Here is a 20,904-nt window from a genome sequence, read left to right as displayed (position 1 = left end):
TGTCTCCTCCGACTTTACCTGTCAATGGATTAATGGATATTGGCAAATGGTCTAACTCTCAGTAACTTGCCTTGCAATTGATCAAGGACATTCAGGTATTGTGCAGTGCTCTTAAAACCGGTGCATATTCTGCAAACGCCGCTGATAATGCAGTTTTTCGGTGACATCTTTCAGGGTCTTTACGCCACTTCGCCGGGCCGTGCTCAACGCGATCAGGGTCAATTCTGCCGTTACCATCGCATCTGCCGCAGCGTGATGTCGTTCACTCACTTCCAGCCCGAAGAAATCTGCCCAGTGGTCAAGGCTTTTGCCTTTGGTTTCCGCTTTCGGAAAAATGGCAGGCAACAATTCTGCAACATCCATCCAGAGGTGGGGCAGGGTATAGCCAAGCTGCGCTTTCAGCGTCTTTTCGAGAAACTTCTGATCGAACGCTGAGTGATAGGCCAGGATAGGGTCGCCGTTCATCCAGTCCAGCAGGTGCAGTAACGCATCCTCAGTTTCATGGCCCTGGGTCAGCGCCTCGGGGCCAATGCCGTGAATCAGCACGGTTTCCCGGATGTCCAGTTCAGGGCGGCGCAAGATCAGATCGAATTGGTCGTCAAGATGTATTACGCCACCCTCAATAGCCACGGCGCCGATCGCGATGACTTCATCTTTCGAGGCGTTCAGCCCCGTGGTTTCCAGGTCGAGAACAATCAGTCGGCACCGTGACAGGGGTTGGTCTCCTGCGGTTTTCGGTGTCGGCAGGTTGTCTGCATCCAGGTCTCCGACGGAACCGCCGCGCCGCTGAGCCAGCCATTGTTTGATGTATTCGAGCATGGCGATTCCGCTAGCCTACAGTTGGTAAGTGATTTCCAGCTTTTGCTGGAGTCGCTGAGCCTGGCGGAATGATTCCCGCAGGATACGCCTGTCAAGAGGGTTGAGGTCGTCCGGGTCTATGTAATTTGTCAGCTCTTCGTTTTTTGCCAGCATGTCCTGGTGGGCTCGCATCCGAATGGCCTGGATAAGGCTGTACGCCTCTTTCCACGCGTTGGCGTCCTTGGTGTCAAACACGTCCTTTCTGGCCAACTCATCAATGCGCTCCAGGGTGTTGGCTGCGCCTACGCCGTTTGCGAGAGCGAACACCCGCACCGATTCAACGAACGGCGCGAGGCCCTGCCGCTTCAGATCCAGCGCATGTTTCTTTTCATCGTTCAGGTAGCGAAAGTTCCGGAACATGGTGAGCGGTGGTTTGCGCTGCAGTGCGTTGCCAGCCAGCATTTTCTGGAAAAGTGCGTTCTTCCGGATCCGCACCAGTACTTTTTCCAGCAATCGTTGCAGTGCCTCGTTTGGCCCGAACACCGCCCGCATATCCAGGAAAATGGATGAATAGACCAGATTCTGGGGTGTCGATGCATCTATGAAGCGCACAAACCAGTCATCCCATTCGTTGTTACTCAGGCACAACTTGGGGTTGCTGGCCATGATGTTGCCCTTGCACAGAGTGAAGCCGCACTCCGCAAGCTCGTCGTTCACCTTGCGCGCAAACGGCAACAGTTTTTCGCGGACCTGGTCTTCGGTCATGCCCTCGGGGGTTTCGAAAAGAATGCCGTTGTCCTGATCGGTCAACAGTGTCTGTTCCTGGCGACCTTCACTACCAAACGTGAGCCAGGTAAAGGGAATGCCCGGGTCGTCTTTCTTCAGATTCAATTCCAGCACCCGCCGCACCGTCACATCGTTGAGAGTGGTGATGATTTTGACGACCTGCCCGGAATCCGCGCCGTGGGCGAGCATGGTGTCTACCAGTCGGGACACATCGCTGCGCAGGCTGACCAGCGTTCTCAAGTGGGTGGCTGTACCAATGGTTCGGGCCAGATTGACGAGATCTACCCGCTGGAGGGAGAACAGGTCGCGCTCAGAAACCACACCGATCAGCCGGTCTTCGTCGTCGACGACGCACAGGTGGGCGAAATGGTGCTCTGCCATCAGCATGGCGGCCTCAAAGGCGTCTGCCGTGGCGGTTAGGCGGCACGGGTTCGGGGTCATGACTTGTTGAATAGGGGTGTCGAGGGTGCCCTTTTCCTCGGCGATCAGGGTGCGTAAATCCCGCAGGGTAAAAATACCGGTTGGGTGGCGGTTGTCGTCGGTGATGATAATGCTGCCAACGTTGTTCTCATGCATCCGGGCGACCGCTTTTCGGACTGGCAGGTCCGGGGTGCACACAATGGGATTGCGTAATGCATAGCGTTCCAGCGGAGTATCAAGGCTGCTGGAGGCGCCGATGGAGGCCATGGCCTTGGACTGTATGCGCTGGTTGACCTGGTCCAGAAGACTGCTGACGCCGCGCAGACAGAAATCCCTGAATGGCTCACTTTCGGAAAACAGGGTGATAAAAGCTTTCTGTTCAATGCTCAGACAAAACGTATCGCCTGACGCCCTGTGCAGCGTGCGTGTTGGCCTCTCGCCGATTAATGCGGCCAGTGGAAAGCATTCGCCGCGGCTGATTTCGAACGTGGTCTCTGCGCGGTCGTCTTTCTCATTATGTCGTTCGCCGCGAATCCGGCCCTGTTTGACCACGTAGAAGCTTTTCACAACTCCGTCATCTGGCGAAAGCACCTCTTCACCGTCGCCGTAGAATCTCAGCGTGGCGTGCTCGGCAAAATGCGCCAGATGTGTGTCGTCCATGTTGGAAAATGGGGCGTGCTCTCGCAGAAAAGCCATGATTGCGCGGGTATTCTGCGGGCGGGTCGTGTCCTGGTTTGCAGCAGCCATATAGAAATCCGTTTTGCTCAGGAGCCGGGCGAATATCAGCAATGCTCCGTCATTATTGTTGTCCGCCAGAAGTGTAGTTCAGCAGATGATTTATGCGCCCTACGATTTTGGTCGCAGAGCCATTGTTCGCTTTCCTTTATGGTACGCCGGCGCGGTGGTAGAGTTCTGATACTCGTCAACCCGGATACTGTTTGTGCCATGACCACAAAAGATGAGCGCCTGGCCTTCCTTGAAGAAATGAAGGATGTGCGGCGCATACGCAAACCCAACCGTGCCGAAGTGGCCGCCCTCCGGGAACTTACGCCCGGACACCTGGAGCGGCAGCGTGCTGCGGTTGAAAAGCAGGCACGGGATCTGAACCCTTTAACAGCTGATACTGTGGAGCCATTAACGGCGCACGATATTCTCAGCTGGCAGCGGCCCGGCGTTCAGCATGGGGTGTTCAGAAAGCTTCGCCTTGGGCAGTATCCGATTGAAGCCAGGCTTGATTTACATCGTATGACCGTTGATGAGGCGCGCCGTGAGGTGTTTGCTTTCATCAATGATTGTGTGAACTATGGCTTGAGATCGGTAATGATTCTGCATGGAAAAGGGGAGCGTAACCCGGATGGCATCGCTCAGTTGAAAAGTTATCTGGCCAAGTGGTTACCAGAGCTGGACAGCGTCCTGGCTTTTCATTCGGCCCGCAAACACCATGGTGGTACCGGAGCGGTTTACGTTATGGTGCGAAAAAGTGATCGTGACAAGCAGCATAACCGTGAGATTCACGGTGGTCGCTGAACCTTGAAGCTTGAACGACAGGTTATCCCTTCATTCAAAGAGGACGTGATGATGAAACAACATTCTTTGACATTGGTGGTTGTGATGGGGCTGCTGGCCCTGGCTGGCTGCAAAGACAGGGTCATCTGGAACGACAACGGCAAGGTGGAGAGTGCGACAGAGAACCGTGAAGTCTGGGACTCCAATGGCAAGATGAATACCGGGGATCGCAAGGTCTGGGTGGATAAAGACGGTAACGAAGTCGTCAAGTGATGGCTTCTTGAGCCCGCGATAACAATAGAACAGGAGCGGAATATGGCGTTAAGCCTGACAGTAAACGGCCAGCAATATACCCTGGATATAGAGCCTGACACCCCCTTGCTGTGGGTTCTGCGGGACGAACTGGGCCTTAAGGGTACCAAGTTCGGTTGTGGAGCGGGCTTATGCGGAGCCTGCACGGTGCATGTGGATGGCCAGCCTGCCCGTTCCTGTTCGACACCGGTTGAACTGGTGGTGGGGGCAAAGATCACCACCATCGAAGGCCTGGCGAAAGAGGGTGAACTGCATCCCCTGCAACAGGCCTGGGTAAAAGAAGGTGTTCCTCAGTGCGGCTATTGTCAGTCTGGCCAGATCATGACCGCGGCTCATCTGCTGGCAAATAACGCTTCACCCTCCCGGGACGACATCGTGGCGGCCATGACCGGCAACCTGTGTCGCTGCGGCACCTATGCTCGCATTGTTTCGGCTGTCGAGTCTGTCGTGAATGGGGTTGGCCATTATGACCCCGTTCAGGAGGGAGCTTGATATGAGCATGAACCGTCGTGATTTCATGAAAGTAACCACGGGTGCTTCCGGCAGCCTTGTGCTGGCCCTGTCCATTCCCGGCTGTGCCTCCGTAAAGACCGGTTACGAGCCGGAAACGGGAGAGTGGAAACCGGACATCTGGCTGGAGCTCACCCGTAACGACGAGATTATTTTTACCCTGGCCCGGGTTGAAATGGGGCAGGGTACCTATACTGGCCTGACCACTCTGATCGCCGAAGAGCTGGACGTAGATCCGGCCCGCATTACTGTGAAATTTGCACCCGTCGCGCCCGAATACCGTAACCCTTTGTTCGGTCTTCAATTAACGGGAGGCAGTACCAGCGTTGCCAGTAGCTGGAAGCCACTGAGAGTGGCGGGTGCCTCCGCGCGGCAGATGCTGGTGATGGCGGCCGCAAGGATCTGGCAGGTGCCCGTTGCGGATTGCGCCACGCAGGATGGTCGTGTTGTTCACCCCAACGGCATCGACTCGCTGCGCTACGGTCAGCTGGTAGAGCTGGCGGACAAAGAGGTGATCCGGGGCGACGTTCCCCTGAAACCCCGCTCGGAGTGGAAATACATTGGTCGTCAGAGTGGCCGCCTGGATGCAGAAGCGAAGGTAACGGGTAAGGCAGGCTATGGTATCGATGTGGAATTGCCCGGCATGGTTTACGCGGTGATGACCCGCAGCCCCCGCTACGGGGGGGAGGCCACCGGATTCAACCGTGACGAAGTGCTGGCCCTGCCCGGAGTGCTGGACGTATTTTTGACAGAGCACGGTGTTGCGGTGATTGCCGACCGGTACTGGCGTGCCCGAAAAGCCCAGAATGCCCTGAAGATTGACTGGGACTTCTCCGATGCGTTGACCACGTCCACGGAGCAGGTTTTTGAGGGGTATCGACAGGCCGCAAATGATGACCCGGGGGAACAGGAGCGCTCCGATGGCGATATTGAAGAGGCCATAAAAAGCGCTGGCAGGGTGGTGGAGGCTGAGTATGAGCAGCCGTATCTGGATCACGCCACCATGGAACCAATGAATGCCACGGCCTGGTATCACGATGGTGGCATGGAAGTCTGGGCACCCACACAGGCGCCGGACCTTGGCCGGATCGCTGCGGCGCGGAATTCTGACCTCTCGCCGGATGACGTCACTGTTCACACCACGTTTCTGGGGGGTGGTTTTGGTCGCAGGCTCACGCAGGATTATATCGAAGAGGCGGCAGCGGTTGCTTACAAGGTAAAACAACCCGTGAAGCTGATCTGGTCCCGGGAGGAGGATGTGCGCCACGGCCTTTGGCGCCCGGCCATGCTGCACAAGATGACGGCCAGCCTGGAGGGTAACGAGCTGACCGGTTGGGATCATCAGATTGTGGGCCCCCAGATTCTGGATTGGTACGTGCGCAACGCTGCGCCTGCCCAATACCCCTGGGCGCCGAAGTTTCTCTACAACACCCTGGGCCGGGTTGGCCTGATGGTTGAGGGCCTGGCAACACCAAAAGACATCTCGGCCATCGAAGGCGCTATCGGATATCCTTATCAGGTGCCCAATGTCAGTGTCCGTCACACCCACACGGACCCGGGCGTGCCCATTACCTGGTGGCGATCGGTGGGCTACTCCCACAACGGTTTTGCCGTGGAAACCTTTATGGACGAACTGGCCCATGAGGCCGGGGAAGATCCGCTGCAATTCCGCAGGAAACTGCTGGACTCCGAGCCCCGGCACCGGGCCGTGTTGGATCGTGCGGCGCAGCTGGCTGACTGGACGACGCCGGTTGCGGATGGCCGAGCCCGCGGTATCGCGCTGTTCAAGAGCTTTGGTACCTACGTTGCCCAGGTGGTGGAAGCCGGCATCGAACACGGTGAAATTCGGGTGTACAAGGTTACCTGCAGTGTCGATTGTGGCCAGGTGGTGAACCCCCGGATTGTGGAAGACCAGATTTCCGGTGGCATTCTGTTTGGCCTGACCGCCGCCCTGTTCGGTGAAATTACGTTCAAGAATGGCGAAGTTCAGCAGAGTAATTTCCACGACTACCGATTGCTGCAAATGCATCAGGTGCCAGAAGTGGTCGTGGATATAGTCGAGAGTGACGTAGAACCGACCGGCGTGGGTGAACCCGGCGTGCCGCCGGTGATTCCCGCGCTCGGCAATGCGTTGTTTGCGCTGACCGGAAAGCGTCAGCGCGCCTTGCCGCTGACCGCTGGATAAAGCGGTTTGCCGGAGCCGTCGGCCGCCCTATAATGGCGGCCGATTTTCGCCCGGCAGGGCCATTCACAAGCGGGAGAAAACCTGTGTTTGATGTCACCCGATACGCCACCGCCGCCCGGTCCATCATGGAGGCCGGTCGTTTTCTCTACGATCGGGGCTGGTCGCCTGCCACCAGCAGCAACTATTCGGCCCGCATCGACCGCGATCATTTAGCCATCACCGTTTCTGGCCGTCACAAGGGTCAGTTGACCGACGGCGATGTGATGGTGGTGGATCTGGCCGGCAATCCGGTACAGAGCCAATGCAAATCGTCGGCTGAAACCCTGCTGCACACCGTGCTTTATCAGGCATTTCCGGAGGCTGGAGCGGTACTGCATACGCATTCGGTAAAGGCCACGGTACTGAGCCGCCTGATCGCCCCGGGCGCGGCCCTTGATCTGGAAGGATATGAGCTGCAGAAAGCCTTTGCTGGAGTGGACAGTCACGAAGGCACCCTGAGCATTCCAGTGTTCGACAATACCCAGGATATCCCGGCACTGGCGGAACAGACTCGTGACTGGTTTCTGGCCCACCCCGAGCAGCCGGGCTATCTGATCCGTGGCCACGGCCTGTATACCTGGGGCAAAACCATGGCCGACTGTCTGCGCCATGTGGAAGCCTTTGAATTCCTGTTTGAATGTGAACTTGAAACCATGAGAGTGCGCCCATGACCACCCTGAGCATTTTTAACCAGAATCAGCCGGAATCCGCCCACACGGTCAGCACCGATCCGCAAGTGATCAGGGAAACTCTGGCCACCCAGGGCGTGCGCTTTGAGCAGTGGCCCACCCGGGACCTGCCCGCCGACGCCAGCCAGGAACACATTCTGGCTGCCTACGCGGACGAAGTTGACAGGCTCAAGGAGGAGTGCGGTTTCCAGACCGCCGATGTGGTCAGCCTGACGCCGGATCATCCCCAGAAGGAAGCCTTCCGGCAGAAGTTCCTGGATGAACACACCCACAGTGAAGACGAGGTGCGTTTCTTTGTGCACGGCCAGGGCCTGTTCTATCTGCACTTTGGTGACCAGGTCTACGCTTTGATGTGTGAGAAGAATGATCTGATCAGCGTGCCCGACGGCACCCGGCACTGGTTTGACATGGGGGCTGAGCCTGAGTTTACCTGCATCCGGCTGTTCACCAATCCGGAAGGCTGGGTCGCCAGCTTCACCGGAGAAGACATCGCCGCTCGGTTGCCCCGGTATGAAGCGCTCGCGGGAGTCGCCGGATGATACGGGTAATCCTGACCGACATCGAAGGCACCACCAGCTCGATCTCTTTCGTGCACGATGTGCTGTTTCCCTATGCCAGCAAGCACCTGCCGGAGTTTGTCCGGGCCAACCACCATACCACCCGGGCGGTGGCGGAACAGTTGGCGATCGTGGCGGAAAAGAGTGGGGTGGATTCCAGGGATATTGACGGCCTGATTGACGTCTTGCAGGGCTGGATTGCTGGGGACCGCAAAGAGGGTTCGCTCAAGGCTTTGCAGGGCATGATCTGGGAGCAGGGCTACAACAGCGGTGAGCTGAAAGGTGATATCTACCCGGATGCGGCAGATTACCTGCAGCGTTGGCATGATCGGGGCCTGAGATTGTTCGTATATTCCTCCGGCTCGGTCAAAGCCCAGAAATTGATTTTCGGCCACAGCAAAGAAGGCGACTTTACGCCGTTCTTTTCCGGGTATTTTGATACCGCGGTCGGTGGTAAGAAAGAGGCGCAGTCTTACCTCAATATTTTGGGTGAGCTTGGCGTTGAGCCTGGTACGGTCTTGTTTTTGTCAGATGTTGAGGCAGAGCTCGCAGCTGCCGAGCAAGCCGGCCTGAAAACCGCCTGGCTGGTTCGGGAAGGTGACCTTCCGGATACCGGTCGCTTTGTCGCCAGGGATTTTGCGGAGGTAGACGCGCTGTTGCGCAAACGTTAGGAGGTGAATTCATGCCCGGAAACCGACTGTGGCAATGGCTGGTTTCGGGTATGTGTGCCCTGTTGCTGTCAGGGTGTAATCCCTTCAGTGACGCCCAGCCCATGATGACCGAGTACCTGGACCGACTGGGTCGGGTGCTCGACACTCCCGCTGTTACCTTGCCGGACCAGCTTCCTTTGGCTTCCCCACTGCCAAGACGTCGTGAACGTGTTCTGGTGATACCCGAGCTGGAACTGGGCATGCTGGATTTTCTCTCTTTGTACGGGTGCGAGTTGCAATACGTGGTGGGCGAGAAGAACTCGGTCATGGGCCGCGTTATGCAGCCGATTAACCGTTTGCGTTATGAAATCCGCTTTATTCGTGCCGCAGAGGCGTGCCTGCCCGAGGTCGAGGATCCAGCGCTTCGGGACACGTTGCAGGCAGCGATCGCCAGCAAACGGGAAACCCTGCCGCTGGCCATCTGGAATGCGACCTGGGGTACGGAAGAAATTGAGCAGGTATTCACCCTTTCCAAAGGCTACTACCCGGTGGCCGCCGAACAAAACCCGGTGGCGGATCTGGCGCTGGATCTTGAGCAGCTGAATACCATGGTGGCGGGGCTGGGTCGGGAGCCTCTGGCGGTGTCACTGGAAGATCTGGGGCGTATCCATCAGCGCTGGCAGGCGGAGTTTCTGGCGGGGCAGGTGATCAACAGTGCACGGTTGCTGATTGCAGGGCTGAACGCGGGAACCGAAACCCTGAAAACTCGACTGGAGGACCGCCCGCTGTGTTTGAACGGCAAGCCCAACAATCAGTCAGACGTTGTTCGTAACTTCTTCTTCAATGTCTACATTGAGAAAGTGCAGCCTTACATGAGTGATGTAAGCCGCGCCAGAGATACGTTGATGGCCGGGTTTACCCGGCTGGCGGATCAGCAGCAGCCGGTCATGCCGGAGTCCTTTCATTATTGGTACTTGCGTCACCTGTCGGCAGATGACGACAGCAGTCTCTGGCGAGCGCTCGATGAGGCGATGATGCACCACACCCGGCACTGGCAAGAGTTGCTCGGGCAGTGCGGTCTTCGCCCCGGCGCTTGATTATCGCTGGCTTTCCGGTGTTACCCGAAGAATCTCTTCCACGGTTGTCTGGCCACTGGCGACCTTCTGTGCGCCACTGAGCCGCAGCGATTTCATGCCCTCCTTGTAGGCATCCAGCCGAAGCTGCTCCAGTTCACAACGATCGTTGATCTGGCGGGTCAGCTTGTCAGACAGCGTCATAATCTCATACACGCCCGCGCGCCCCAGGTATCCGGTATTGCGGCATTCAAGGCAACCCACCGGGTGATAGAACTGCCGGGGCAGCGGTGCCTTCCAGGGCCGGGTGAGGGTTTGCCAGGCCTGTTCGTCGGCTTCGCCGGGCTCCTTGCAGTGGGGGCAGAGATTGCGGGTCAGCCGCTGGGCCATTACGCCGAGCACCGTGGCCCGGATCAGGTAGGGTGGAATGCCCAGCTCCATCAAACGGGTAATGGCACTCGGCGCGTCATTGGTGTGCAGGGTGGACAGTACAAGGTGACCGGTCAACGCGGCCTGCACGGCCATTTCTGCCGTTTCGAGATCCCGGATTTCACCAATCATGATGATGTCCGGGTCCTGGCGCAACAGGGCGCGTACACCATGGGCAAAGGTGAGATCGATGTTGGTCTGCACCTGCATCTGATTGAACGCCGGCTCCACCATCTCGATGGGGTCTTCGATGGTGCAAATGTTCAGTTCGGGCGAGGCCAGCTGTTTCAGGGTTGAATACAGGGTGGTGGTTTTGCCGGAACCGGTCGGGCCCGTCACCAGAACAATGCCGTGAGGGCGAGCGGTGATGGCTTGCCAGCGTTCCCGGTCTTCTTTGTTGAAGCCCAGTTGTTCGAAGGATTTCAACAGCACTTCCGGGTCGAAAATCCGCATCACCATTTTTTCGCCGAAGGCGGTAGGCATGGTCGCCAGGCGCAGTTCCACTTCGCTGTTATCCGGCTTGCGGGTTTTGATTCGGCCATCCTGGGGGCGGCGTTTCTCGGCGACGTTCAGGCGCCCCAGGATTTTCAGGCGACTGGTGACAGCGGTACCCACATGTTCGGGGAATTCGTACACATTGTGCAGAACACCATCGATGCGAAAACGTACCTGAGTTACCGCCCGACGTGGCTCAATGTGAATATCCGAGGCCCGTTGATCAAAAGCGTATTGAAGGAGCCAGTCCACAATCTTGACCACGTGTTGGTCATTGGCGTCGGGGTTTTCACTGGCCCCCAGATCCAGGAGCTGTTCGAAGTTCTGGTTGCCGCCGGGGCCTGGGGCCTGGCCTCCGCCGGCCTTGCTGACAGACGCGGCGAGCTGATAGAACTCAACGGTATAGCGCCGAATCGCTTCCGGGTTGGCGACGACGCGCCGAATATCCTTTTGTACAGCCTGGCTGAGATTGCTTTCCCATTCCCGCTTGAAGGGTTCGCTGCTGGCAATAACGACTTCGTTCGCGGTGATTTCAACCGCCAGGATGCCGTGGCGCTGGGCAAAGGCGTAGGACATCACCCGCGCTATGGCCGGGGTATCAATGCGCAGCGGGTCAATGTGGTAATAGTCCTGGCGCGCCCATTGTGCGAGCCAATGCGTTAATCGTTCGAGATCGAGAGGGCGACCGTCGCTCTGGCTGGTCAGGCCAGCGATGGCAACCAGTTCCAGTGGGTGTCTCTGGGCCGTGCGGCCACTCTGTGTGGCGGCACCCAGGTTGGCTGTCAGTACTTTTTCAGCATCCTGCTGGCTGATCTCTCCACTTTGCGCCAGGGCGGAACACACATCTCTGAGCGTGAGCGTGTGGTGGTGGGGCGGCCCCGGCATTGTCTTGTCGTGATCAGCCATCCGTGTTGCCTCTCAGGTTGCATTGCGTTCAGCCAGTGACCGCGGGCGGTTCACTTTAAGGTGCACCATGGCGACGGTGAACAGCAAAAATGTCAGGGCCGTCATAATCATGGGGCCAGTAGCGCCCTCGCTGAGCCAGGCTGAAACCACAGCCTGAGTGAAATAGAAAATCAGCACAAACGCCATCCAGATGTATCCCCGGTTGTGCCCGCGGAACACCGGTATGATGAAGGCCAGCAATGGTAGCAGCTTGACCGTCAGCATCAGAGTAATTGAAACCCCTTCCACCGGCGCAGGGTAAAAAGTCGTCAGAACCAGTGTGACCAGAACGGCTAGATAAAGCGCGCTGGTCAGACGTGCGGTGGTTTTGGCTTTGTCATTGTGGAGCATAGAGAGTTCCGGGTGATTAAGTTCGTTTTGTCGGGTCAATCGGCCAGCTTCTGGGCGAGTCGGGCGAGCCGTTCACCGAATGCCTGGCACAGGGCCTTTTCATGATCACTCAACATCTGCTGCGCACCCGTGCCTGCCCAATGAGAGGGGCCATAGGGTGTGCCACCGGTTGACGTTTCGTTCAGGGCGTCTTCCGAATAGGGCAGGCCGCACAGCACCATGCCATGGTGCAGCAAGGGTATCATCATGGTAAGCAGGGTAGTTTCCTGTCCGCCGTGCAGGCTGCCGGTCGAGGTGAAGGCACCTCCGGGCTTGCCGGCGAGTTTGCCATTCAGCCACAGGTCGCCGGTGCCATCCAGGAAGTGCTTGAGCGGTGCCGCCATGTTGCCGAATCGTGTAGGGCTGCCCAGCGCCAGGCCGGCGCACCCAGCCAGATCGTCACGGGTGGCATAGGGGGCGCCGGACTCCGGAACCGGGGGCAGGCTGGCGGTGGTGTCGGGTGACACCGGGGGGACCGTTCGGATCTTCGCCTCCATGCCGGTCACCCGGGCGACACCGCGGCCGATCTGGGTGGCCATTTCCGCGGTTTGACCATTTCGGCTGTAATAGAGTACGAGAACGTAAGGAGATGTAGTGCTCATGCCTGACTCCTGGGTTGGATGCCTCAGAGAATGTCGAGAACGTGTTCTGGCGGTCGTCCGATGGCCGCTTTCCCGTTGGCCAGCACAATGGGGCGCTCGATCAGCTTCGGTGTGTTGACCATGGCCTGCACCAGTTGATGCCTTGTGAGTTCGGGGTTGTCCAGGTTCTGCTCTTTGTACTCGGATTCCTTGGTGCGCATGAGCTCGCGGGGTTCACAGCCCAGCAACTCCAGAATATGTAACAGTTCCTGCTCTGTCGGTGGCGTCTCCAGGTAGCGTATAATCTCCGGTTCGACGCCCTTTTGCTGAAGCAGCTCAAGGGTCTGGCGTGATTTTGAGCACCGTGGGTTGTGGAAAATGCGGGTTGCTTCTGTCATGGTCATGCCCGGTTTACAGTGGTGATTGCGGTCCGTTAGAAGGGGCGTAGTCTAACAGGAGGATATCCCTTGCAGTACCCTCGGTACCTGTCCATTCCACGATTGTTCCCGTTTGCACGGTGCTCGCTTCGTCGGGTGTTTACGTTGCTAATCACGGCGCTGCTGGTGTCCGGTTGTGAGAAAACCGAGCTGGAGCGTGCGGATGGTGTCCCGGTAGACTGGGATAACTTCCGGGGGCAGTGGGTCCTGGTGAATTACTGGGCCGAGTGGTGCGCGCCGTGCCTTGAGGAAATTCCAGAGCTGAACCATCTTGATACGGCGCCGGATATTACTGTGTTGGGCGTCAATTTTGACGGCATCGAAGGCGAGGCGTTGCAGGAGCTGGGGCAGCGCATGGGTATTGAGTTTACTATGCTGGCCAAGGACCCGGGGCCGGGATTTGGCTGGAGCTTGCCTGTGGCCTTGCCGGCCACTTTCCTGGTAGATCCGGCCGGGCAACTCGTTGAGACGCGCTTTGGTCCCCAAACTGAAGAAGACATCCGCACACTGATCGGCAATTGACCATGGCAAAGACTTTCGTACACCTGCGCGTGCATTCTGAATACTCCATGGTGGATGGCCTGGTAAGGGTCAAACCGCTGATTGGCCGGGTCGCCGAGCTGGGTATGCCGGCGGTCGGGCTGACCGAGCAATCCAATATGTGTTCCCTGGTTCGTTTTTATAAAGCAGCCATGGGCGCCGGGGTGAAGCCGATCATTGGCGCTGATCTCTGGCTTGAGAATCCTGACGAGCCGGAAAACCCGTTTCGCCTGACCTTACTCGCTCGCGATAACGACGGTTACCTTCATCTTACTGAAATCATTTCTCTAGGTTATACCGAAGGTCAACGCTACGGTAAGCCGATCATCCGCAAGGAATGGCTGGAAGCGCGTGCGACCGGATTGATTGCGCTGTCAGGCGCGAAAATGGGCGATGTCGGCAAAGCGTTGCTGGCGGACAAGCCGGATCTGGCCAGGGAGCGGGCTGAATATTGGATGCGCCTTTACCCGGACAGCTACTACCTCGAACTGCAGCGAACCGACCGGGTTGGCGATGAAGAATGCTTGCACCTGTGCGTTGATCTGGCCGCAGACATGGGGCTGCCTGTTGTAGCCACCAACGATGTGCACTTCCTGAGCGCCGATGATTTTGAAGCTCACGAGGCCCGGGTGTGCATTGGTGAAAGCCGTACTCTGGACGACCCGCGCCGTGACCGTCGTTTCAGTGATCAGCAGTACCTGCGCAGCGCCGATGAAATGATCGAGTTGTTCAGCGACATTCCGGAAGCGATCGAGAATACCGTAGAGATTGCCCGCCGTTGCTCGGTAAAGGTTCGGATGGGCGAATACTTCCTGCCGAACTATCCGATTCCGGATGGCATGACCATGGACGACTATTTCCGGAAGGTATCGGAGGAAGGTCTGGAAGAGCGACTTGCCAAAACCCTGAGCAAGGATGACCCGGAATACGAGGCCAAACGCGAAGCCTACTACAAGCGCCTGAACTTCGAGCTGGATATTATCATTCAGATGGGGTTCCCGGGCTACTTCCTGATCGTAATGGACTTCATCAAGTGGGCTAAAAATAACGGCGTGCCGGTGGGGCCGGGCCGGGGTTCCGGTGCGGGTTCCCTGGTTGCTTATGCCCAGCTGATTACCGACCTTGACCCCCTCGAATACGACTTGCTGTTCGAGCGGTTCCTGAACCCGGAACGGGTTTCCATGCCCGACTTCGACGTTGACTTCTGTATGGAAGGCCGGGACCGGGTCATTGAATATACCGCCCAGAAGTACGGACGTGAGGCGGTTTCCCAGATCATTACCTTCGGTACCATGGCGGCCAAGGCGGTCGTCAGGGACGTAGCCCGTGTGCAGGGTAAGTCCTACGGTCTGGCAGACAAGCTGTCAAAGTTGATCCCGTTTGAAGTGGGCATGACCCTCAGCAAGGCGATCGATCAGGAACCTCAGCTGAAAGAATTCCTGGCGCAGGATGAGGAAGCCCAGGAAATCTGGGATATGGCGCTGAAGCTGGAAGGCGTCTGCCGGAACGCCGGCAAACACGCCGGGGGGGTGGTGATTGCGCCCACCAAAATCACCGATTTTTCGCCGCTGTATTGTGACGATGAGGGTGGCAGCCTGGTCACCCAGTTTGACAAGAACGATGTTGAAGAAGCCGGACTGGTCAAGTTTGACTTCCTGGGCCTGCGGACCCTGACCATCATCAAATGGGCCTTGCATATGATCAACCCGCGCCGGCAAAAGCGCGGGGAGCCGGAACTCGACATTGCAGCCATTCCACTGGACGACAAGCTTTCGTTCGAGATTCTCAAGAAAGCAGAGACGACGGCGGTATTCCAGCTCGAATCCCGGGGTATGAAGGATCTGATCCGCCGTTTGCAGCCGGATTCTCTGGAAGACATGATCGCCCTGGTGGCCCTGTTCCGTCCGGGCCCGCTGCAGTCCGGTATGGTGGACGACTTTATCGACCGGAAACACGGCCGGCAGCCTCTGTCCTACCCGCACCCGGACTATCAATATGCGGGCCTGAAACCGGTATTAGAGCCCACGTATGGGGTTATCCTGTATCAGGAACAGGTCATGCAGATTGCCCAGGTGATGGCGGGCTATACGCTTGGCAACGCTGACATGTTGCGTCGGGCCATGGGTAAGAAAAAGCCGGAAGAAATGGCCAAGCAAAAGGCCTTTTTTCTGGAAGGTTGTGCTAACAACGGAATTGATAAAACCCTGGCCGAAAACATCTTTGACCTGGTTGAAAAGTTCGCCGGTTACGGTTTTAACAAATCCCACTCCGCCGCCTATGCACTGGTGTCCTATCAGACGCTCTGGATGAAGGCCCATTACCCGGCCGAATTCATGGCCGCAGTGCTCACCGCGGATATGCAGAACACCGACAAGGTGGTGACACTGGTTGAAGAGTGCCGGAACATGAAGCTGGACCTTCTGGTTCCAGACGTCAGCCGATCCGAGTACACCTTCACGGTAAACGATGACGGTCAGATTATTTACGGTCTGGGCGCGATCAAGGGCTTGGGTGAAGGCCCGATCGACAGCGTCGTGGCCGCCGCCCGGGAAGGCGGTCCATTCCAGGATATCTTCGATTTCAGCCGTAGGGTTGACCTTAAAAAGGTCAACAAGAGAGCCATGGAGGCGCTTATACGTGCCGGCGCCATGGATAAGCTCGGGGCCAGTCGTGCTCAGTTGATGGCCAGTATTGATAAGGCGATTCAGCAGGCGGGCCAACAGTCCCGGAACGATGCCGTTGGCATGGTGGACATGTTCGGTGAAATGCTGGAGGGCGGCGAAAATGGCGATCCATATGAAGACGTGGCCAACGTTCGCGAGTGGCCGGAGAAGCAGCGTCTTAAAGGGGAAAAAGATACCCTTGGCATTTATCTGACGGGCCACCCGTTTGACGAATATGAACGAGAAGTGCGCCGGTTTGTGCGTTCCTCCATTTCAGATCTCAAGCCCAACAAGTCGCCCCAACGGGTTGCGGGCCTGGTGGTGGCGCAGCGCACCATGAAAACCCGGACCGGATCGACCATGTGTTTTATCACGCTGGATGATCGCAGTGCCCGCATAGAGGCCACGCTGTTCTCGGAGGCGTTTTTCGAGAATCGCGAGTTGCTACAATCGGATCAGGTGATTGTGGTGGAAGGGCAAGTCAGTCACGACGATTATTCGGGCCAGATGAAAATGCGGGTGAGCTCGGTGATGGATGTGGCCACCGCTCGCCAGCAGTTCAGCCGTGGCATCCGGCTGGCGCTGCATTCAGAGCAGCTGCAGAACGGACTGCTGGACAAACTGGACGACACCCTGAGGCCATTCCGAAACCAGGGTAGCCCGGTTTGGATTGAATACAGCAGTGCCGATGCACGAACCCGCATAGAGCTGGGTGAGTCCTGGCGGGTGCAGCCGGATGACAATTTGTTGTTCGAGTTGAAGCACCTTGTGGGCGACCAGTCAGTGGAACTGGTCTATGATTAATACCAATGTCCGCTTTAGCTGCGCGCCGAGCGCTGCTATCTTTGTCCCAAATTCTGGTTTTGGCGGGTTTATGCCCGCCTGGCAATCAAATGACGGAACATCATGAACCCTAACTACCTGGATTTCGAACAGCCGATCGCCGACCTGGAAGCCAAAATTGAAGAGCTTCGCATGGTGGGTAACGACACCGACATCAATATCACTGATGAGATCAGTCGTCTCAAAAAGAAAAGCGTCAGCCTGACCGAGTCGATTTTCTCTGATCTTCAGTCCTGGGACGTGGCGCGCCTGGCCCGGCACCCGCGCCGGCCCTATACCCAGGATTACATCGACCTGATCTTTGAGGATTTTGACGAGCTGCACGGCGACCGCCGCTACGCGGACGACCTGTCCATCATTGGCGGAACGGCTCGGCTGGACAACAAGCCCGTGATGGTGATTGGTCACCAGAAAGGCCGTGAAGTGCGTGAAAAGGTAAAGCGTAATTTCGGCATGCCACGCCCGGAAGGCTATCGTAAGGCTTTGCGCCTTATGGAAATGGCAGAGCGCTTCAAAATGCCGATTCTGACGTTTATCGACACCCCGGGTGCTTATCCGGGCATCGGTGCTGAAGAGCGCGGCCAGAGCGAAGCCATTGCCTTTAACCTGGCCGTGATGTCACGGCTGAAAACGCCGATCATTTCCACTGTGATCGGTGAGGGTGGTTCTGGCGGCGCGTTGGCCATCGGTGTGTGTGATCAGCTGAATATGTTGCAGTACTCCACTTATGCCGTTATTTCCCCGGAAGGCTGTGCTTCTATTCTCTGGAAGAGCGCGGAGTTTGCGGCTCAGGCTGCTGAAGCCATGGGTGTAACGGCCCAACGGCTCAAGGAGCTGGATGTCGCCGACAACGTCATTGAAGAACCGCTCGGTGGCGCTCACAGAAATCCGGAAAAGATGGCGGAAACCCTGAAAACGAGGCTCGCCAAAGGCGTGGCTGAACTCAGCCGGTTGCCTTTGGACGAATTGGTCTCCCGCCGTTATGAGCGTTTAACCAAGTATGAAGGCGGGCGGTAACGCCGCCCGGAGCTCTGACTGGCCAGTTGACCTGTTTGAGCCTGTCAGCGCACTCCCCGACCATTCCCGGCTCTGGGTCGCCTTCAGTGGCGGCCTGGATTCCGTCCTGTTGTTGCACGTAGTGGCGGCGTGCCATCCCGATGTAACCGCTCTTCACATCAATCATCAGCTCCAGAACAATCACGAACAGACCGAGCAGTTCTGCAGGGATACCTGTGCGCAACTGTCTGTGCCGTTGGTGGTGCACCGGGTTGATGTGGGGGTAACCGTTACTGGCGGCCTTGAAGAGGCCGCGCGTCGTGCCCGATACCAGGTGTTCAAGCGTCAGCTTGGCGAGAATGATCTGCTGCTAATGGCCCATCATGGCGATGACCAGGCTGAAACGGTGTTGTTCCGGCTACTCCGTGGCTCTGGGGTTCATGGGCTGGCGGGTATGCCGCGCACCCGGGCGATAGGTCTTGGCAGGCTTTTTCGCCCCTGGCTGGATATCAGTCGTGAGCGCTTGGCAGAGGTCGCAGGCGCTGCCGGGCTGAGTTGGGCTGAAGACCCCAGCAATGAAAACCCTATCTTTGATCGCAATTACCTGCGCCATGCAATCGTGCCCGGTCTGAAAAGCCGTTGGCCTGGCCTGCTTAAGCGTGTGGCCTACAGCGCTCGGGCCTGCAGGGAAAGCGAACAGCTGAATCAGCGCCTGGCTGAGTTCCAGTGGCAGGTTTGCGGGGATGCAGGCCGGTTAAAGCTCGAGCCTTTCCGTGCTCTGGCAGAGCTTGAACAGCGCAATCTGGTGCGCTGGTGGATCCGTCACCAGGGTTGGCAGGCACCGGCACTCTCTGACTGGGGTCAGGCCCTGGCGGATATGCTGGCTGCAGGGGCAGATCGGGAGCCTGAAATCCGGGGAGATGGCTTCAGCCTGCGGCGTTACCGCGAGCACCTGTACCTGGTGCCGAACGAGAGCGCTCCGGCGCATCCTGTCGATCTTCTACCTGATCACATACTGAAGTGGGGCCGTTGGCAGCTGCAGTTGAGGGCCGAAAGACCGGGCCATACCTCAAGTATTCCGCCACCGCAAATACGGATATCTACGAGGCAAGGTGGTGAACGGGTACGATTCGCGGAGGGTGAGCACTCCCGTGCATTAAAAACCTGGTTGCAGGAGCGGGGGGTGCCGCCGTGGGAAAGAGCAGCGCTGCCGCTGGTTTACCGGCAAGGACCAGGGGGTAGTGAGTTGATTGCCATTGGCGATTTGTGGTGTTCTGACCAATACTCGGGAAGCGCCCCTGCCGCCGGCTGGAGGCTGATTGTGGAGAGGGATTGTGATTGAGTAGAGGGGGGCTTTCTGGTAGTCTGACGTCCCATCTTGAGATGAACAATCTCCCTCCTTCACCGAACCAGATAATCACGGAATCTGCATGACGCGTTATATTTTCGTCACCGGCGGTGTCGTGTCCTCCTTGGGGAAAGGTATTGCGTCTGCCTCACTGGCAGCCATCCTCGAGGCACGCGGCCTGAAGGTCACTATTCTCAAGCTGGACCCGTACATCAACGTGGACCCCGGCACCATGAGCCCGTTCCAGCACGGTGAAGTTTTTGTCACCGAAGACGGCGCGGAAACCGACCTCGATCTGGGCCATTACGAACGCTTTATTCGTACGCCCATGAGCAAGCGTAACAACTTCACCACCGGCCGTGTGTATGAAGAGGTTATCCGCAAAGAGCGTCGTGGCGATTATCTCGGCGGCACTGTGCAAGTCATCCCCCACATCACTGATGAGATCAAGCGTCGGGTGGTTGAGGGGGCAGCGGGTTCCGATGTTGCCATGATTGAAGTGGGCGGAACTGTGGGCGATATCGAATCCCTGCCGTTCCTCGAAGCCTGCCGTCAGCTAAAGGTAGAAGTGGGTCCCCAGCGCGCCTTGTTCATGCACCTGACTCTGGTGCCCTACATTGCGACGGCCGGTGAAATCAAAACCAAGCCGACCCAGCACTCCGTGAAGGAAATGCGCTCCATTGGTCTGCAGCCGGATATTCTGTTATGCCGTTCCGAGCACGAGGTGGATATCAGCTCTCGCCGCAAGATCGCGTTGTTCACCAACGTTGAAGAGCGGGCGGTGATTCCGTTGCAGGATGCCAAATCCATCTACGCCATCCCGCGCATGCTGCACGAGTACGGGCTGGATCAGCTGGTGATCGAACGGTTTGGCCTGCAAGCTCGCGAAGCAGATCTGAGTGAGTGGGACGAAGTGGTGGATTCCCTGATGAATCCGCAGCAGGAAGTTACCATTGCCATGGTTGGCAAATACATGGAGCTTCTTGAAGCTTACAAATCCCTGATTGAGTCCTTGTTGCACGCAGGCATCAAGACCCGCACCAAGGTCAATATCAACTACATCGACTCCGAAGACATCGAACGCGACGGCACCTCTGTGCTGGAGTCCGCCGATGCCATTCTGGTGCCGGGTGGCTTTGGTGAGCGCGGCGTAGAAGGCAAGATTCGCACGGTGCAGTACGCTCGTGAAAACAAGGTTCCCTACCTGGGTATCTGTCTGGGCATGCAGGTCGCTGTTATCGAGTACGCTCGTAACGTGGCCGGCCTGAATGATGCTCACAGTACCGAGTTCCGCGAGCACAGCCCGGCACCGGTGGTCGGTCTGATCACTGAGTGGCTGGACGCCAGCGGCAATACCGAAGAGCGCACCGAAGCCTCAGACCTGGGTGGCACCATGCGCCTGGGCGCCCAGGATTGTGTGCTGACCGATGGTTCCACCATTGCAGCCTGCTACGGCAAGAAAACCATTCGCGAGCGTCACCGTCACCGCTACGAGGTCAACAACCACTTCCTGCCAAAACTGGAAGAAGCGGGCCTGAAGATCTCTGGTCGTTCTACCGATGGTCGATTGGTGGAAGTGGTGGAAGCGCCGGATCATCCCTGGTTTGTGGCCTGTCAGTTCCACCCGGAATTTACCTCCACACCCCGTGACGGCCATCCGCTGTTCAAGGGTTTTGTTGAGGCTGCACTGGCCAACAAGAAAGGATCCTGAG

General features: G+C 57.6%; 19 protein-coding genes. 13 read left to right on the top strand and 6 right to left on the bottom strand.

Features of this window, described 5'->3' with window-relative positions; genetic code table 11:
* Positions 1-111: 111 nt before the first annotated feature.
* Complete coding sequence (locus tag QPL95_RS16935; protein WP_303292105.1) at positions 112-819, bottom strand: PolC-type DNA polymerase III; 708 nt, start codon at positions 817-819, stop codon at positions 112-114.
* A 15-nt stretch (positions 820-834) separates the two neighbouring features.
* A complete protein-coding gene (locus tag QPL95_RS16930) occupies positions 835-2,751 on the bottom strand; it encodes a putative nucleotidyltransferase substrate binding domain-containing protein (protein ID WP_303292104.1) in 1,917 nt (638 codons plus the stop codon).
* 198 nt (positions 2,752-2,949) lie between these two features.
* On the opposite strand from QPL95_RS16930, the gene smrA reads away from it, so the two are divergent.
* The 8 genes from smrA (at position 2,950) to QPL95_RS16890 (ending at position 9,549) form a co-directional block, all read left to right on the top strand.
* Positions 2,950-3,531 carry a DNA endonuclease SmrA gene (gene smrA / locus QPL95_RS16925; RefSeq protein WP_303292103.1) on the top strand — a complete coding sequence of 194 codons (582 nt, stop codon included), beginning with the start codon at positions 2,950-2,952 and terminating at the stop codon, positions 3,529-3,531.
* A gap of 48 nt (positions 3,532-3,579) precedes the next feature.
* On the top strand, positions 3,580-3,783 hold the full coding sequence (locus QPL95_RS16920) for a hypothetical protein (protein ID WP_368389759.1): 204 nt from the start codon (positions 3,580-3,582) through the stop codon (positions 3,781-3,783).
* Positions 3,784-3,825: 42 nt separating this feature from the next.
* A complete protein-coding gene (locus QPL95_RS16915; protein WP_303292102.1) occupies positions 3,826-4,314 on the top strand; it encodes a (2Fe-2S)-binding protein in 489 nt (162 codons plus the stop codon).
* Between the two features lies 1 nt (position 4,315).
* Positions 4,316-6,517 carry a xanthine dehydrogenase family protein molybdopterin-binding subunit gene (locus QPL95_RS16910; protein WP_303292101.1) on the top strand — a complete coding sequence of 734 codons (2,202 nt, stop codon included), beginning with the start codon at positions 4,316-4,318 and terminating at the stop codon, positions 6,515-6,517.
* Positions 6,518-6,600: 83 nt separating this feature from the next.
* Entirely contained in the window at positions 6,601-7,227 is a 627-nt protein-coding gene (locus tag QPL95_RS16905) for a methylthioribulose 1-phosphate dehydratase (RefSeq protein WP_303292100.1), read from the top strand.
* Positions 7,224-7,784, top strand: a complete 561-nt coding sequence (locus tag QPL95_RS16900) for an acireductone dioxygenase (RefSeq protein ID WP_303292099.1) — start codon at positions 7,224-7,226, stop codon at positions 7,782-7,784. The genes QPL95_RS16905 and QPL95_RS16900 overlap by 4 nt, the downstream gene beginning before the upstream one ends.
* Positions 7,781-8,473, top strand: coding sequence for an acireductone synthase (gene mtnC, locus QPL95_RS16895; protein ID WP_303292098.1), 693 nt, complete (start codon positions 7,781-7,783; stop codon positions 8,471-8,473). The genes QPL95_RS16900 and mtnC overlap by 4 nt, the downstream gene beginning before the upstream one ends.
* Positions 8,474-8,484: 11 nt before the next feature.
* Positions 8,485-9,549 (top strand): DUF3080 domain-containing protein, encoded by a 1,065-nt coding sequence (locus QPL95_RS16890; RefSeq protein ID WP_303292096.1) that lies wholly within the window; start codon positions 8,485-8,487, stop codon positions 9,547-9,549.
* On the opposite strand, the gene QPL95_RS16885 is transcribed toward QPL95_RS16890, so the two are convergent.
* From QPL95_RS16885 to arsC, 4 genes are read right to left on the bottom strand one after another with little or no spacing between them, the layout of a single operon-like run.
* Positions 9,550-11,355, bottom strand: a complete 1,806-nt coding sequence (locus QPL95_RS16885) for a GspE/PulE family protein (RefSeq protein WP_303292095.1) — start codon at positions 11,353-11,355, stop codon at positions 9,550-9,552.
* 12 nt (positions 11,356-11,367) lie between these two features.
* The gene (locus QPL95_RS16880) at positions 11,368-11,745 is read right to left on the bottom strand and encodes a DUF2069 domain-containing protein (RefSeq protein WP_303292094.1); all 378 of its coding nucleotides are present in this window, start codon (positions 11,743-11,745) and stop codon (positions 11,368-11,370) included.
* A gap of 35 nt (positions 11,746-11,780) precedes the next feature.
* A complete protein-coding gene (gene wrbA / locus QPL95_RS16875; protein ID WP_303292093.1) occupies positions 11,781-12,386 on the bottom strand; it encodes an NAD(P)H:quinone oxidoreductase in 606 nt (201 codons plus the stop codon).
* A 23-nt stretch (positions 12,387-12,409) separates the two neighbouring features.
* The gene (gene arsC, locus QPL95_RS16870; RefSeq protein WP_303292092.1) at positions 12,410-12,763 is read right to left on the bottom strand and encodes an arsenate reductase (glutaredoxin); all 354 of its coding nucleotides are present in this window, start codon (positions 12,761-12,763) and stop codon (positions 12,410-12,412) included.
* A gap of 69 nt (positions 12,764-12,832) precedes the next feature.
* On the opposite strand from arsC, the gene QPL95_RS16865 reads away from it, so the two are divergent.
* The 5 genes from QPL95_RS16865 (at position 12,833) to QPL95_RS16845 (ending at position 20,903) form a co-directional block, all read left to right on the top strand.
* Entirely contained in the window at positions 12,833-13,324 is a 492-nt protein-coding gene (locus QPL95_RS16865; RefSeq protein ID WP_303292091.1) for a TlpA disulfide reductase family protein, read from the top strand.
* A gap of 2 nt (positions 13,325-13,326) precedes the next feature.
* Positions 13,327-16,809: a DNA polymerase III subunit alpha gene (dnaE, locus tag QPL95_RS16860; protein ID WP_303292090.1), complete on the top strand. Its 3,483-nt coding sequence runs from the start codon at positions 13,327-13,329 to the stop codon at positions 16,807-16,809.
* A gap of 102 nt (positions 16,810-16,911) precedes the next feature.
* The gene (accA, locus tag QPL95_RS16855; protein ID WP_303292089.1) at positions 16,912-17,865 is read left to right on the top strand and encodes an acetyl-CoA carboxylase carboxyl transferase subunit alpha; all 954 of its coding nucleotides are present in this window, start codon (positions 16,912-16,914) and stop codon (positions 17,863-17,865) included.
* A complete protein-coding gene (tilS, locus tag QPL95_RS16850; RefSeq protein ID WP_303292087.1) occupies positions 17,849-19,186 on the top strand; it encodes a tRNA lysidine(34) synthetase TilS in 1,338 nt (445 codons plus the stop codon). Before accA ends, tilS begins: the two co-directional genes overlap by 17 nt.
* Before the next feature lie 88 nt (positions 19,187-19,274).
* Positions 19,275-20,903, top strand: coding sequence for a CTP synthase (locus tag QPL95_RS16845; RefSeq protein WP_303292086.1), 1,629 nt, complete (start codon positions 19,275-19,277; stop codon positions 20,901-20,903).
* Position 20,904 lies beyond the last annotated feature (1 nt).

It is taken from the genome of Marinobacter sp. SS5-14b, assembly GCF_030541005.1.
Lineage (GTDB): Bacteria > Pseudomonadota > Gammaproteobacteria > Pseudomonadales > Oleiphilaceae > Marinobacter.
This window is presented reverse-complemented; position numbering and strand designations above follow the sequence as displayed.

Coding starts and splice junctions, on each gene's coding strand:
- QPL95_RS16935 (WP_303292105.1), bottom strand. CDS start 819: ATGCTCGAATACATCAAACAATGGCTGGCTCAGCGGCGCGGCGGTTCC.
- QPL95_RS16930 (WP_303292104.1), bottom strand. CDS start 2,751: ATGGCTGCTGCAAACCAGGACACGACCCGCCCGCAGAATACCCGCGCA.
- smrA (WP_303292103.1), top strand. CDS start 2,950: ATGACCACAAAAGATGAGCGCCTGGCCTTCCTTGAAGAAATGAAGGAT.
- QPL95_RS16920 (WP_368389759.1), top strand. CDS start 3,580: ATGATGAAACAACATTCTTTGACATTGGTGGTTGTGATGGGGCTGCTG.
- QPL95_RS16915 (WP_303292102.1), top strand. CDS start 3,826: ATGGCGTTAAGCCTGACAGTAAACGGCCAGCAATATACCCTGGATATA.
- QPL95_RS16910 (WP_303292101.1), top strand. CDS start 4,316: ATGAGCATGAACCGTCGTGATTTCATGAAAGTAACCACGGGTGCTTCC.
- QPL95_RS16900 (WP_303292099.1), top strand. CDS start 7,224: ATGACCACCCTGAGCATTTTTAACCAGAATCAGCCGGAATCCGCCCAC.
- mtnC (WP_303292098.1), top strand. CDS start 7,781: ATGATACGGGTAATCCTGACCGACATCGAAGGCACCACCAGCTCGATC.
- QPL95_RS16890 (WP_303292096.1), top strand. CDS start 8,485: ATGCCCGGAAACCGACTGTGGCAATGGCTGGTTTCGGGTATGTGTGCC.
- QPL95_RS16885 (WP_303292095.1), bottom strand. CDS start 11,355: ATGGCTGATCACGACAAGACAATGCCGGGGCCGCCCCACCACCACACG.
- QPL95_RS16880 (WP_303292094.1), bottom strand. CDS start 11,745: ATGCTCCACAATGACAAAGCCAAAACCACCGCACGTCTGACCAGCGCG.
- wrbA (WP_303292093.1), bottom strand. CDS start 12,386: ATGAGCACTACATCTCCTTACGTTCTCGTACTCTATTACAGCCGAAAT.
- arsC (WP_303292092.1), bottom strand. CDS start 12,763: ATGACAGAAGCAACCCGCATTTTCCACAACCCACGGTGCTCAAAATCA.
- dnaE (WP_303292090.1), top strand. CDS start 13,327: ATGGCAAAGACTTTCGTACACCTGCGCGTGCATTCTGAATACTCCATG.
- accA (WP_303292089.1), top strand. CDS start 16,912: ATGAACCCTAACTACCTGGATTTCGAACAGCCGATCGCCGACCTGGAA.
- tilS (WP_303292087.1), top strand. CDS start 17,849: ATGAAGGCGGGCGGTAACGCCGCCCGGAGCTCTGACTGGCCAGTTGAC.
- QPL95_RS16845 (WP_303292086.1), top strand. CDS start 19,275: ATGACGCGTTATATTTTCGTCACCGGCGGTGTCGTGTCCTCCTTGGGG.